The organism is Portibacter lacus (assembly GCF_021533215.1).
GTDB classification, from domain to species: domain Bacteria; phylum Bacteroidota; class Bacteroidia; order Chitinophagales; family Saprospiraceae; genus Portibacter; species Portibacter lacus.
In genome coordinates this window covers 42,951-58,120 of the sequence record NZ_JAJNKA010000001.1, presented here as the reverse complement: position 1 = coordinate 58,120, position 15,170 = coordinate 42,951, and the positions used below count along the sequence as shown (strand labels likewise).

Here is a 15,170-nt window from a genome sequence, read left to right as displayed (position 1 = left end):
CGCTACCTTTGTAGTAACCAACAAATCACGTTAGTTTTAAGCGCCAGAGGTGCGACACCTTATAGTTTTAGGTTGATTAGCTAAAAAACAATTTCACTTGTCTTTTTTAAAAACAAAAACTAAAATAGCCCGCAGATCTAAGAGATTTTCGCAGATTTTAAAAAACGGCTTTCTTTTTCTCGAGTTAAAGCCCAAGCTCCATAATGTTTTTGGATGGTTTGGTTAAAAAGGGCAATAAGAAAATACCCATAAAAGAAAAGAGGCCCGACTGCTATCACAATCGAACCTCTCTTCAACTTTTCATTCTGCTCAAATTATTTCAAGCCGTTTTTATTTTCATCTCTCATTTTCTTATTGATGACTTTTCCATCCATATCTGCTTTTAGCTTGTATTCTTTACCATCTACCTCAACTTCAATTCTATAGAATTTCCCTTTTGGCGTTTCGATAAGATCTACATCATCAATAGTGTAGCCTGCCATTTCCGTATCTAACATCGTGGTAAGTGAAGCCGGAAGCTCTTTCGTCGTCACCTCTTGTTCCGTTTCTACCCAAACTCCGTCTTCTGTAAATAATGCTGAAAATTCTTGATTATTCATCTTGAACTCTGCTTCCCAATTACCATCATCTTCTTGATCCCAAACAATACCTTTAACAGCAGCATACTTTCCTTCGAAAGCTTTTAATACTTCAGCAGGAACTTCTTGAATCTCTTGAGCAAATGTATTCATTACTAATAAACACATTGCGCCTAAAACCATAATTACCTTTTTCATAATTTTTAATTTTTTTGTTGTTTAATTTTTTTTCTAGATATCCATAAAACTGATTTCAATCCAGGTTAATTATGAGTTATTATACTTATCAGTTAGAAGATATTCGCTATTATATCGCAGGATACAATAGGTCATTTTTAAACTCAAAAAAGGATGAATAGTCGCCTATGGACCTATGAGGGATTAGGGGTGTAAGCCAAGTACGCAGTGTAAGGACTTCTTAGCCATTTTTTCAGAAAAACTTCTTGGTCGCGCACAATATGAACCTAAGATTGGCTTTCGTTTTAGAGTTTTGAATCACAGAGCCAAATTTGAAACCCATGATTCTCATAGCCCGACTGCATGACAGACCATGAAATCATTCCTGGCATAATCTTCCAGAAACTCGCAATCCCACCTCCCTTCAATAAGGGCAGGCAGGAAGGCGGCGCGATCTGCGAAACTTTGAATCTTGAATTGAAATATTTTAGTCCTCTGATATGCTTAATGCAGATCCTGAATAATTGGTCAACGATGAAGTATTATGAATTTCTTTTCCTAATGCATTTGTAATTGTAATTATTCCATGATTCTCTAGTACACCTTCATTGATAAATGCACTTCCAGTCCCTTGTAAGTCTACACTCAGTGTTATGCCTGATTCCACCGTAAACTGCGCTCCTTTCTCCAAATGAAAACCAGAAAACAATGGTGAATCCGATGTCAAACTAGGTGCATTCATTTCTGTACAATTGCAATTGGGGATAACTACATAATCACCAGCAATCGGAACACTACCATTCCAGTTTGCTACATTTCCCCAATCATTAGATTGTGAACCATTCCAAATTTTACTTCCTTCTGGGTACAGTGGCACTGTGGGATAACCAAATAATGATAAAATCAAGCCTTCATCCGCAGTCATAAAATCTGTATTTTCATTTTCTTGTGGCAGATTTACATCATTAAACCTTGCAAATGAAAACCGACCAATGAGATCTGGATTCCAATTAAAATCAGTACTATAATCATCATTAAGAATATTCGTATTACTGTTCATAACATTTGCAATATTATTGTCCCAATGCGCATTAATAGCAGGCCAGTCCGTATACGTCACATATCCGATCTGACAAGTTTCTGGCAAATCTGGTCGAGAATACCTTCTATGAACAACCCAGGTTATATTATCAAAACTTCTCATCACGAGTATAGTCCCATTAACCTTTACCATCCTCATGTAAATTTCACTCACGCCTATGTTTGAAATATTCAGATTAGAATTACTGTTGATGGTATTTTTAACTTCTAACTGAAAGGGACCATTGGCATTTGTATTCGCTCTTCCTATGGATAAGAACACATAATTTTCTCCTCCGGCAGTCCAGCCACTTATCCCATTTGTGAAATTTCTAGGACTTCTTATCATCATCCCAGCCAAAGAATATACTGTACTCGGTAATTGATCCAGACCTGCACGATTCCTAACAATTATCCTAGTGGTAAATACGAAATCGCCTGTGATCTCTTTAAAAATTAATGCACCTCTTAGATCAGCATACCAGGAAGTGGTCCAAGGCATCATGTATAAATCACCGGGATAAGTTCGAGAGATATCAAACTCCTCTAAATGCTCTGCAGGTTGCCCACCCGGCGTCATCCATCCTTCTACTTCCGTTATATTATTCCAATCAGACAAATTACACGGGCTATTGAATTCATCATTCAATGCTGATTGCTGTCCCATTAATACATTGACAGAAATAAAAAAGAATATAAAAAACCAGACAATATTTCTCATAATTAATATAAATATAGGCATCGAAACACCTTGGTGAAGTAGAAATTAACATTCGGGAACTCTCAGTTGACATAGTTCCAAATTGGTTAAGTATTGACATAAAAGAATAAAAAGTAAAGATTTTTTGAGTACAAATGTCAAACTCGTGTCCTCTATGTATAAAAACCAGCATTAAATTGTTAACATGATCAGTTCATTATTATAAAAACCAGCCGATGAGTACACTTAACCCATATACTGGAAATTGGGACTCCAAGAGGGCTTCTTTCCTGCTTGGCAGAACAATTTACGGAAAAACTAAAGCGGAAATCGAGGAGACCGTAAGTTTAGGGCTAGAACAAACGCTTGATAAATTATTCGAAGAGTCTGAAACTCCTGCCCCACCTATTCATCACAAGTTTGAAGATGATCCAGATGCGCCGATCGGAACAACTTGGGTAGACAAATACTATCCACTAAATGATATCCAAGGATTAAGAAATGCTCGAAGAAATTCAGTAATCATATGGCAAACTGGACTTCTACAGGAAAACAAATTTTCACTTCTGGAGAAAATGGTCTTATTCTGGCATGAGCATTTCCCTGTTAATGACATCAACCTAGGTGAAGTTAGTTATGAATATCTTTCAACTATAAGGGCGCACGCCTTAGGGAATTTTAGAACATTGACAGAAAAAATGACGCTTTCACCTGCAATGCTGATTTTTCTGAATGGTAACCAAAACAATAAAGAATCTCCGAACGAAAATTATGCGAGAGAGCTTTTGGAATTATTTACGATCGGCCGAGGAGAAGCAGTTGGAGATGGAGATTACACGAATTATACGGAAACCGATATTGTAGAAATTGCTAAGGCCCTAACTGGCTGGAAAGCCCGTATTTCTGAAACCGGATTTGCAGAAGCCTACTTCCTCAACTTTAGACATGATACAACTAACAAGCAATTATCGGCTCGCTTCGACAATGTGGTTATTCCGAATGAAGGAGAAGAAGAATATAAGAAAGTTATAGAAATCATCTTAGCTAAGAGAGAAGTAGCTAGGCATATTTGCCGTCAGCTTCACATCTGGTTCGTGGGTGCTAACATCGATGATGATGTCGAAATGAACATCATTAATCCGATGGCAGATATCATGTATGTTAATGATTATGATATTAAGAAACCACTTAGAGCCTTATTGGCTTCGGAATATTTCCATAGCGAAGTCCATCGGGGCTGCATGTTGTCCTCTCCATTAGATTTCTTGTATAAGTCTATTAATACATTTGAAATAAAAATGCCAGAGGATATCATTTCCAAGTATTACATCTGGGAAGCTATTGCACAGGCAGGAGCACTATTAGAAATGGTAATTATGAATGTTCCTTCAGTAGCAGGTTGGAAAGCATATTATCAAGCTCCAGGGTATTATCAATTTTGGATTAATTCGGTCACCTTAGGATTTCGAGAAGAAGTTGCGAACGCTTTAATTGTAGGAAATGAAATTCGAGGATTTAGGCTAGGGATAGATGCACTTGAATTTATTTCAAAAATTGACAATGCTTCAGATCCTAACTTGCTGATTAAAAATATTGCAGACTTGATCTTTGAGTTTCCATTATCACAAAATCAAAGCGACTACCTCAAAGAAGTACTCATACCAGGACTTCCAGACTTCGAATGGACCGTAGAATATGGCAAATACTTGGAGAATCCTGAAGATCTAGCACTGAAGATATCCGTCTATACTAAAGTGGCAACGCTATTAGCAACCATGATGAAGATGCCGGAATACTATTTAATGTAAAAACCAACTAAAATGAAAAGAAGATCATTTCTAAAATATAGCTCCTTATTGTCCACGCCATTTATCGTTGGTGGAATTCCTGTAGCATCAATTGCTAGAAATAGCATGCTTAATCTCGTCAATGAAGAATCAGACAGAGTATTGGTTTTAATCCAGTTAAATGGTGGGAACGATGGTCTATCCATGCTTACGCCGCTGAATTCTTATGATGCATTGGCAAATGTAAGATCAAATATTATTTTGCCGCAGAATAAATTGCTAGGAATAGATAATAATCTTGCGCTTCATACTGAGATGACCGGCATGAAAAGCATGTATGATGATGCTAAGGTCAATGTTATACAAAACGTTGGTTATCCTGAGCAAAATCGTTCTCATTTCAGGTCCACAGATATCTGGAATTCTGGATCATCTGCCAACGAATTTCTGCAAACTGGATGGATCGGTCGATATCTTGACACCCAATTTCCAGGATATCCTTCAGACTATCCGAGCCCTGAATATCAAGATCCTTTTGCCCTAACGATCGGTTCTATTGTTTCTGAAACATGTCAAGGTTTTGCTGGGAATTTCAGTATGGCTTTAGCAGATCCAACTAATGTTACTCAGCTCAATACTCCTACTAATAATGAACTAGTCAGTGGATGTGGAGCAGATCAATTAGGCTTTTTGGTCAATGAGATCGAGAAAACAAATGAGTATGGAGATCGAATCAAGGAAGCTTATGAACTTGGAAATAATCTGAGTAGTCAATATGATGATGAAAATCGATTATCTGCTCAGTTAAAGACGGTTGCTAGACTGATATCAGGTGGCCTTGCTTCTAAGTTTTATGTTGTAAGCTTAGGTGGATTCGATACTCATGCAAATCAAACAGAAGATTCAGACCCAAGTGTAGGAATCCACGCGGGTTTGTTAAAAACACTAAGTGATGCGATTGCAGCATTTCAGGATGATGTAAGTAAGTTAGGATTAGAAGATCGAGTATTGGGAATGACCTATTCAGAATTTGGTCGTCGAATCAGGTCTAATGATAGTTATGGAACGGACCATGGAGATGCTGCTCCTCTGATTGTTTTCGGAAATTGTGTCAATGCAGGAGTTGTCGGCACCAATCCAGAAATCACTACCGATGTGGGCGGAAACGATGGTATAAATATGGAAACTGATTTCAGGAATATTTACGGTTCTGTTTTGATGGATTGGTTTGATGTAGAAGAATCAACGGTAAAAGATATGTTCCATGATGAGTTCAGTTACATTCCTATTGCATCTACATGTGCTGCACCAAGTGCGGTAGAGGATATTATTGGTTCGAAAAAATTAACGGCTTATCCGAATCCAATATCGGATGTATTTACAATAGAATTTGAAACAGAGACATCTTATCAGCGGATCAGTCTGCATGATGGCTTAGGCCGAGAAATCCAAGTGGTGAGTAATCGAAAGTTTGAATCTGCATCTCATCAATTGCGAATAGATATGAGAAGTTACCCGTCTGGGAATTACTTTGTCAGAATGCTAGGTTCTAATGGAACAAGGTCTGTGAAAGTGGTTAAGATATAAGGAGAGCTTTGTACCATGAAATGTCTTGCCTCACTCTTAAGAGCGAGGTCCTATAAAATGAGACACTTTTTAGGCTGCTGAGGGCGCAAGAACTTAGTTTTTCACAAACTTCCCTTTCATAGCAGCACCTACTCCATCTGTTGCCGTAAAGAAATACAATCCAGCACCGAGTCTTTCTGTATTGATTTCATAGCGATTCCCATTGAAATTTTCTTGTATCAATTTCCGGCCATTAATATCATAAACCATTATGCTCATCTGACTACTATCTTCAAAAACTAATGTTGCACGTTCATGGACAGGATTAGGGTATATTTTAAAGGTAGCAGGCTTCAAATTTAAACCGCCTACAGCTGAAGAGGTCGAAAACGAAGGAAGCTCCACCACATAAGAATCTACCGATTCGCCATCTTCCGCGCCACTCCAGTCAGACCCGAATAATACTCGCGTTCCGCTAGGGCTAATCACAGCATGCGGTTCTCCCCAATAATCAAACTGATCTTCATCGCTTCGATGATGTCCTATTCTGCAAACTTTAATATTTCCATCTTCTACTTTCGCAATAACCAGTTCTTGGTCTAACAATTCTTGGCCATCTTTATCATATCCCATCATAGACGCGGCAAGCCATCCACCTTCTGTATTTTTATGAGCGAGAGATGAAATATGCGTACCTGACTGCGGATAATCATAACCCTGACTTTCGCTAATCACCGGAATACACTCGCCTGTTGTTAAATCATGCGCAATGATGTCTCCTATGCAGCCACCATTAGGTCCTTCGGCAAATGCGATCGCGAAATAGGCATCGTTTCCATTCGCTAGCTTACCAATGCTAGAATGCTCTGATTTATTGACATTTAAGTCTAAAACCTTATTCCCTAGGCTATCGTAAACATGAGTTTCATGATAAAATCTATTCCCACTTGGTGCAACTGTTGGTGCCGTATAATTCAATTCTGATATTTCAAAAGTCGTCAATTCCTTTGTCGAGATTCGGTAACAATACCCAGTTGCATTTTCACATCGAAAAGTGAAGACATCGGAATCCCAAGACATCATTTGGATGTCATTTCCCATACTAATCCCGCCACCACATGCTGACACTTCTATCATATTTACAAGTGTTTCTTTAGATTGATCACTTACGGAATACTTAATGAAATCTTTAGTCGAATTATCAGGATAGTAAAAAATATTCGGATCATTAAAATCCCAAAATATTTGCTCTATATCATCAGGTGAAACATCATCAAGAGACCTTATAAATTGATAATTCATTCCATCTAATAATTCATGATGTCCAGCCGTCTGATTGTATAAAATCATCATTGATTCATCCGCATTCCAAGCTTGGATCGTACTGTACATCGGGACAATTACTTCACCTGCTCCAGCATTTGAAATTCTTCTAATGGTTGTCCCGAAGGAAGGATCTATGATCGTACTTAAGTAGGCCGGTTTCTCAATGTCTTGCATTGGGTGAAGACTTAGATCATTGACCATAAGACCTTCAGATAGATCTTGCCCTATCATAAAAACTGGCAAGCAAAACATATACAAAACGATAAATCTTAAATTCATACTAGGTCTATTTATTGACAAATGCAACATACGAAACACGTGAAGATGTGGTGCCTAATATTTGGTCAATGTTAAAGGAATGTCGGGAAAGGTGGCTCAATTAATATGTGCTTAAGCCTTCCTGATTGTAAGCATTTCATATTTCGTTTCCGAGCTATGATTCGATGCTTTATCTACAAACTTGTAGATTAATTCAGTCTGCGCAATCGGTTCTACATCCGCTCTAGCCGACACAATAGATTCCAGCGTTTCCAATTTCTTTCCTACTTTCTGAATACAGATTGTGATGATGGTCTCCGACTTAGCCTTTGTGAGTAATCGATTTAATAATGCTTTTTCCTTTTCAATTTCCTTCTTCCCAAAATGAAACATGCTATCTAAAAGTATAAATTCAAATTGATCGAAATCCGAGTAAGTATAAATATCATCTACGAATCCGACAAGGGACAAATTTTGAGCCTTTGCGATTTTATTAAGTTGATCGATTCCGACTCGAGAGTGATCTATTCCTGTTACGTCGAATCCTAATTTCGCCAATGGAATAGCATCTCGGCCTTGACCACAACCCAAATCTAGCAGTCTTCCTTTTACCTGAATACTTTTGTAAAACTGAATCAATTCAGGATAAGCCTTTCCAAATAAATTTTCTGTTTGATAATAATCGTCGTAGCCTATTTTCATTTTCCGTTTATTAAAATTCCTTAACGACCACGCCCCTAGGCTTTAAAGATGGATCCTCAATTATTTCAAAACTAATAACACCTAGAACCAGCTCTTCTTCAGTAAGTACTTCCACCTTCCATAAACCTTCCTTAACATTATTTTTGTAGGTATAACCTCGATAACCGCCATCTCGGCCACCTGTAATATCATATCCGATATTATCCACTACTTCCCAATTTTCCGACACTTCATTATAATAATTCCAGCGATGAAATATCGATTTCTCTAAAGCCGTCGGAGCAAAAATGGAAGAGAAAATATAGACGTTTTCACCAGGTTCTTGAATATACTTCGCCCTGTGCTTTCTCCAAAACTTATACCATACATCCGTTTCGTAGGTAACTACATATTTATTATCTTCTTTATAAACATCATGTGCTACTACACCATCATATAATGCCAGAGGAACAGGAGGAATGAGCTTGAAAAAGTAAAATAAATTGATCAATACATAGATAGACATCACGATTCCTATCAATTTACCTAAGTGTACTTCCTTTCTTGTACTAGGGCTTTTTCGATAAATGACTGTAATTAAAAGCAGTGTGCTGACTAAACTTACAAGACCAGAGAGCAGAAATATCCACACGTTCATTTGCTTGATAAAGACAGGGATCATGAAGGTGAAAAAAGTGAAACTTATAAAATAGTAGACACTGAATTGTAAGTACTTATTGGAAATCCTTTTCTTCAGAAATTCATTGGCAAAAAGTAAGGCCAGTAGAATGATAAAAAAGTAAGCCGTCTTCGTTAACGAAACACTTCTAAAGAAATAAATAACATAAGCACTCGAAAGTCCTCCGAAAAAGAACTGAATGGCCAATGGAAAATAATCTTGGTACCGATCTATAATAGTGTCTTTCCACTTACCGTCATCCACTAAGTTGTATAAGTAAAGGGTTAGACTTAAAAAAGTCATATGAAAACACAAGACTACTAGATCGTAAGTTCGGTCTATTCTTCCAAGTGTAAGCGAATCAAAAATAAATCCACCAACAAAGAAGAGCAAAGGAGCATACTTCTCATGCTTCTTAATAAAGGCATGAAACGCACTTTCTCTATATTTGGCTAATGTTCTTTTCATACTGTTTCCAAGAAGGTAGTAAATATAAAAGAATCAGAAACTATATTATGCAGTTTCCTGTAAAAGCTAGATTAAGTATGAGTTTCAACAAAAATCCCTACCTGCATGAAAATCGGGTCTTCTTACTTTTACTGGCATTTTTGTGACATGGCGAAAGCCACATAGACTTACTAGCCTCTTTCTAAAGTCCTTACTTCTCCATACCTTGATTAACCCATAGCAAATCCGAGGTATTATATCCAATCTCTTCAGCAATCTTTAGATACTCCGCTTTAATATCCTCAGGCATTTCCTGTTCACGAGACAACAACCATAAATAATCCAGGTTCTTACCAGCAACCATCGCATATTGATAATCATCATCCAGCGCAATCACATTATAACCAGAATAAAAAGGTCCAAAAAACGAAACTTTAAGCATGGCAATATCATCATCTCCAACAAACTTTGCTTTCCCAACGGATTGTGTCCATTTTTCTTTTTTGGTATTGTATCCTTTGTTATCAACTTTAATCGTACCGTTGTCATTTAAAGAATAGGTAGCAGTCGTATTGTCCAAGTTCTTTTCAAATTTGAAATCCAATCTGGCAATCTCATACCAAGTACCCAAATATTTTTCTTTGTCAAATGGTTTAACCGCTTCTGCATCTTTAGGTATCGAAGTCGTAGCACAAGCATTCAGTCCTAACATCACAACACCAGCAAAAAGTAGATTATATAATTTTGTATTCTTCACGTTTAATCAGTTTATTATTTCATTTAATCATTGAAATTGCATATTTGTACCTACAGAAAAAAAGAAAAAGTTTTCTCTAAATTCAATCACACTTTCCACTATTAAAACAACTAGATCAACATAAAGTTGTTCGAAATTGACCTCTAATAAAACCTTCCAAATACTATTATTGCTTTACCCAAACTCGCATACCTTCGGGCGGCAAATTAATGGCATGATCTCCACCTTTCAAGATACTGTAATCACCTGAAACACCTTTCACATGATCGAAAGCTTCATTGTTTCCGATCAATTTCCAATTCCCCTCAGATAATTCATGGATATAAAATGTAAAATCATACTCCGCAGAATTTAACAAGACGAGAACCCTGTCCGCAATGATATATCCCAGCGCTTTCTCATCCCTCGGGGCAATCCAATGAAAATAAGAATAATGAGGATGTTCTGCTAACCTGAAGATAGCTCCCTCTTCACTAAGCCTAAATTTTATCAATCCTTGCCAGTAATCATGCATTCCTTTATAGTCGCAAATTTCCGTAGAGCCTACATTTTCCCAGATAAAATTGTTAGGCAATCTCATGTTGTACGTATCTCCCTTTCCATGAAAAGCTAATTCTTGCCCATCATTCATCACTTTAACAACCTCTCTCAATTCTGCAAGGCCTTTGCTACGCATAAATTCAGAACCTCCATGGAGTACAATTGGACCAAGTGAAGTATGCAATAGCAATGCAGCCATTTTATATCGATTCTCATCTACTCCTTTTCTGCCATCCCAGTCATGCAATGCAAACTGATCTGCAAGTGCCCAGTTATCATGAATATCGAGGTAGTTAATCCCACTTAGCAAGGTAGTATCATCTGGAAAACCTCCACTCAAAGCTTTCATTACATCGCCACGAAATGCATAATTCCCACCTGGCCATCCACGATCATACTGCTTATTCACAGGAGTGTTCGTCGTTCCTTTGAAAGCTGTCCTAGAGTCATCTTGAAAAAAGGTTATCGGTGCATTGTGCTTGTACCAATCCCATGAAGGATTTGCTTCGAAATCAGGATCATTCGACCCGATCCACGGCTCGCCATATATGATGATATCATCGCCTAATGCTTTCCGCAAAGCTATTAGCGTCTGGCGATCGATCTGTCCAGCTAGATCTATTCTAAATCCATCTACTCCGAATTCTTCAATCCAATGCTTACACTGGTCTATCAACCATCGCTGCACCATCGGACGGTTTTCTGTCTTCACTTCATTTCCGAAAGCTCCGATATGCTTAAAGTTCTTGGTCCTATAATAATAATCTTTCCCGAATACATTGAAATTGAGATAATTCGATCCACCGTCCATATCTTCTCCTGTATGATTCGGCACGATGTCAATGATTACAGCAATGTCTTTTTCGTGAAATGCCTGTACTAAATCTCTAAATTCCTCTCTTTCTTTTCCTGGTTCTTCTCCTTTCGATCTAAAGGTAGATTCTACAGCAAATGCATGTGTAGTTCTGTATCCCCACTGATAATTCTCTTCTGCAATACCATACTTTTTCATGTATTCATCATCCTGAAATGATGCTTTCCAGACTTCCTCTGGATAATTAAAAAACTCCTGCATAGGCATCAAATGAAGGACATTTACTCCCAAATCTAACAAGTAATCAAAACCTATCGCTTCATTTCTAGTGTTTTTCAATCCTGTTTTGATCATCGCTGGCATCTTACCTTTGATTTGATCATCAACTGGTAACTGATCTGTGAAGTCAATCAAATGAACTTCGTAAGCTACTACATCTTCCATCGCCGGAATTCCATTCTTGAGTGGAGTGGCCGCTTTCGTCGCATAAGTAACTCTCGAGCGTCCGAAAGAACCATCTTGAACACGTGCATATGGATCAGAAACATGGCCATCATATTCCTCGAAATCAGGCATCTCAACTTTGAAATCATAGTAGATTCCGGCTAGATCTCCTTTGGCTTTATATTCCCAAACACTGCTTTCGTCTTCTTGCATTTCTTGAACATCATAGGCCTCACCACCTCCATCTTTGTAAAGGAATAATTTCACACTTGTGGCTCTAGGGGAAAAAACACGGAAATCGGTTGTCTTTTTATCTTCACTCACATTCGCTCCTAAATGTTTATCACTATATAACATTCGATACCATCCATCAAAAGAACACGTAACTTCTACATCATCAAATGAAAAATAATGAACCCTTTTCTTATCAAAAGATTCACTGGTGTGGACCAGTAGAGTTTCTTCTGTATTAGGAAGAACTGCATCGATTTTTATCTCCTTACCTTTCCAATCCTTTAGCTCGTAATCAGATGGTACAAAGGATTTATCCATTCCCCTCACCGTAACCCATAATGTTCTATTATCTATTATTTCTGCCTTTAAATATGGCGCTTCAATATGATTCATAAGTATTAAATTTCCACCCTTTGCATTGGTCGCTGAACGTGGTGGATCTAGCCATTGACCATTATTAATTCTATATTTAAAACCATCTTGTGGCTTCAATTGCTCAAAATTGACATTCTTAACCTTTAAAGTCCAATAATCTTCCTCCTTATTTAACTGCCACTTCATATCATCCATGTCTTGACTCCAACCTCTGAACGAACCCGTAACAACAACTTTCTCAGGCTGAACATCATAGACATTTTCACTAAATAAGAAAACAACATCATCACCATCCAGAGCATAGCCATTCGAAATATCTGATGTTGTAAAATTCTGTGCTGTTAAAAAAATTGGCAATAAAAAAAACAACAACATTCTCATATCGCCGCCCTTTTCAACTTATCATTGATCGCTTTTCCTAGACCTTCATCAGGTACATATTCTGCGATTATCAGATCAATATCCATTTCATCTAACTCATGCATATAAGAAAACAAATGCCTAGCGGCTTCGTTCACATCTCCAGTTTTAGAAAGAATGAGTTGATTTTCCAAAGGGATCATCTTATGAGGATGCTGAAAAGTTAGCACACCGATTCTTTCTATATTGTATTCTTCTAAGTCTTCTAGGCTAGGTTCTATGATCAGTGGTATCCGAGGAGAATAGTGACTTTTCAGCATTCCAGGTGCTAAAGGGTTACTCGTCGAATGTTCTTCGAAGGTCACATTCTCACCTAGCTGTTCTAGAGGCACACCTCCTTTCCTCAAAACATGAAAATGATCTTCTCGCCACTCTACTATAGTAGATTCTAGTCCTACAGTACATGGGCCACCATCTAGAATATAGCTTATTTTTTCACCTAATTGAGCATTCACATGTTCTGCGGTGGTTGGGCTAATGTATCCGAACGGATTAGCACTTGGCGCAGCCAATGGAAAGTCTAAGGCTGCTAATAGTTTAAGGGTAAGTGGGTGAGCAGGTATTCGTACGGCTACCTTATTCGATCCTGCCGTAATTAACTCTGGAATGAGGTCCGTTTTCTCAAGAAGAATGGTCAATGGCCCCGGCATATACTGAGCCGCTAATGCTTTCACCTCGTCGGGAATATTTTTTATAAGCGCAGATATTTTACCTAGATCGTTCGTATGAATGATCAATGGATCAAAGAATGGCCTGTTCTTTACTTCAAATATTTTAGTGATTGCTACTTCACTTAGTGCATTTCCCGCTAAGCCATATACTGTTTCTGTAGGAATAGCTACTAACTCATCCTTTAACAGCAAATCTATTGCCTTTTGTAAATCACTTCCAATAACTGACATGATGTAAAATTAGAGATATTTTTCTGGATGAATATAGCCTTTTCTGTACGCACGCTGTAATAATTTGCTTGCTTCTAAATCATCAACTATTACGCGATTCAAATGATCATATTTTACAGGTCTTCCCAAGTCCATCGAAACATTTGCCAAAATACAAGACGCGCTAGAAATTAAGCCTTCTTCTATGTCAGCAACTGGTTTATTACCAGTTTCTATACACGATAATAAATCAAGCATATGACCTCTGGTCGCAGGAGCAGCATGTATTTCAATCCCTTTTTCGCCTACATCTTCTGGAAATAACTCTTTTTCTAGAACGGCATCGCCCCTGATGACCTTATTATCATTTCCAACAAACTCATACTTATGTACATCACCTTTTAACACTCCATTTTCTCCATAGATTTTGAAACCCCATGGATAATCAGGATCTGGTGCTTTGCCCCATGTTCTATGCTGCCATAGCACATTTAGATCTGGATATTCGAAAATGGCCGTTTGTGTATCTGTTATATTAGCATTGCTTTCTTTCTGAACATAGATTCCACCAGCAGATGAAATCCTAGAAGGCCATCCAAGACCTAGCATCCATCTCACCGCATCTAGCATATGTACACACATATCCCCCATTATTCCATTCCCATACTCCATATAGGCTCTCCACCTTCTATGTGGTAATCCATCGAAAGTTCTCATCGGCGCGGGGCCACACCATAAATCATAATCAAAATAAGATGGTATTTCTTCCGCTGGAGGGTTTCCTCTAAAGCGCATATGGTAGTAACTAAAGACTTCTATATGAGCGACTTTCCCTAATAGTCCTTTTTCTACGATATCATTCTTGGCTTGAATAAGATGTGGTGTACTTCTTCGCTGAGTTCCAATCTGAACTTTTCGATTGTATTTCCTCGCTTGGCTCAAAATTGCTTCTCCTTCTAGTACATCTGTACTTACTGGTTTCTGCAAGTATACATGAGCTCCAGCTTGAATAGCGGAGATCGCATTCAGAGCATGCCAGTGATCAGGAGTTCCGATTAAAATCAAATCGAACTTATGCTGTTTCAGCATTTCCTCGTAATTTCTATAGATCCGAGGTTTCTTTTTGCTTTTCTGTCTTTCACTTATCATCGTCGCAGCATGGTCTAACATCATCTCATCCACATCTGAAATGGCGACAACATCCACTTCTGCAACTTGGATCAATCGAAAAACATCACTCTTACCATACCAGCCCGTTCCGATGACACCCACTTTCATGTTGTCAAATGAACGAATCAAGTCATAGCCATGCTGACCTAAAAAGGACAGTGCAGTTAACGCTGAGGTCGACTTTAGAAAATTTCTTCGATTAATATTAAAAGAGCTCACGGCGCTAAAAGTAAGAAATCTTTAGGATATACTTTCG

11 protein-coding genes are annotated in these 15,170 nt (G+C 38.0%); 2 read left to right on the top strand and 9 right to left on the bottom strand.

The window, feature by feature from the left end:
- Positions 1 to 314 precede the first annotated feature (314 nt).
- Entirely contained in the window at positions 315 to 776 is a 462-nt protein-coding gene (locus L2586_RS00190; protein ID WP_235290733.1) for a PepSY-like domain-containing protein, read from the bottom strand.
- A 466-nt stretch (positions 777 to 1,242) separates the two neighbouring features.
- On the bottom strand, positions 1,243 to 2,556 hold the full coding sequence (locus L2586_RS00185; RefSeq protein WP_235290732.1) for a DUF1349 domain-containing protein: 1,314 nt from the start codon (positions 2,554 to 2,556) through the stop codon (positions 1,243 to 1,245).
- A gap of 215 nt (positions 2,557 to 2,771) precedes the next feature.
- Here L2586_RS00185 and L2586_RS00180 point away from each other — a divergent pair, with 215 nt between their 5' ends.
- The gene (locus L2586_RS00180; protein WP_235290731.1) at positions 2,772 to 4,343 is read left to right on the top strand and encodes a DUF1800 domain-containing protein; all 1,572 of its coding nucleotides are present in this window, start codon (positions 2,772 to 2,774) and stop codon (positions 4,341 to 4,343) included.
- A 12-nt stretch (positions 4,344 to 4,355) separates the two neighbouring features.
- Entirely contained in the window at positions 4,356 to 5,909 is a 1,554-nt protein-coding gene (locus tag L2586_RS00175) for a DUF1501 domain-containing protein (protein ID WP_235290730.1), read from the top strand.
- Between the two features lie 93 nt (positions 5,910 to 6,002).
- On the opposite strand, the gene L2586_RS00170 is transcribed toward L2586_RS00175, so the two are convergent.
- The 7 genes from L2586_RS00170 to L2586_RS00140 all read right to left on the bottom strand — a co-directional run bounded on the left by L2586_RS00170 (position 6,003) and on the right by L2586_RS00140 (position 15,133).
- Positions 6,003 to 7,493, bottom strand: a complete 1,491-nt coding sequence (locus tag L2586_RS00170; RefSeq protein WP_235290729.1) for a T9SS type A sorting domain-containing protein — start codon at positions 7,491 to 7,493, stop codon at positions 6,003 to 6,005.
- 111 nt (positions 7,494 to 7,604) lie between these two features.
- A complete protein-coding gene (locus L2586_RS00165; protein WP_235290728.1) occupies positions 7,605 to 8,174 on the bottom strand; it encodes a methyltransferase domain-containing protein in 570 nt (189 codons plus the stop codon).
- Between the two features lie 10 nt (positions 8,175 to 8,184).
- A complete protein-coding gene (locus L2586_RS00160) occupies positions 8,185 to 9,300 on the bottom strand; it encodes a DUF2914 domain-containing protein (RefSeq protein ID WP_235290727.1) in 1,116 nt (371 codons plus the stop codon).
- A 190-nt stretch (positions 9,301 to 9,490) separates the two neighbouring features.
- Positions 9,491 to 9,991, bottom strand: coding sequence for a lipocalin family protein (locus L2586_RS00155; RefSeq protein ID WP_262914093.1), 501 nt, complete (start codon positions 9,989 to 9,991; stop codon positions 9,491 to 9,493).
- Positions 9,992 to 10,202: 211 nt separating this feature from the next.
- Entirely contained in the window at positions 10,203 to 12,800 is a 2,598-nt protein-coding gene (locus L2586_RS00150) for an alpha-amylase family glycosyl hydrolase (protein ID WP_235290725.1), read from the bottom strand.
- 20 nt (positions 12,801 to 12,820) lie between these two features.
- Positions 12,821 to 13,765 (bottom strand): L-threonylcarbamoyladenylate synthase, encoded by a 945-nt coding sequence (locus L2586_RS00145; protein WP_235290724.1) that lies wholly within the window; start codon positions 13,763 to 13,765, stop codon positions 12,821 to 12,823.
- 9 nt (positions 13,766 to 13,774) lie between these two features.
- The gene (locus L2586_RS00140) at positions 13,775 to 15,133 is read right to left on the bottom strand and encodes a Gfo/Idh/MocA family oxidoreductase (RefSeq protein ID WP_235290723.1); all 1,359 of its coding nucleotides are present in this window, start codon (positions 15,131 to 15,133) and stop codon (positions 13,775 to 13,777) included.
- Positions 15,134 to 15,170 lie beyond the last annotated feature (37 nt).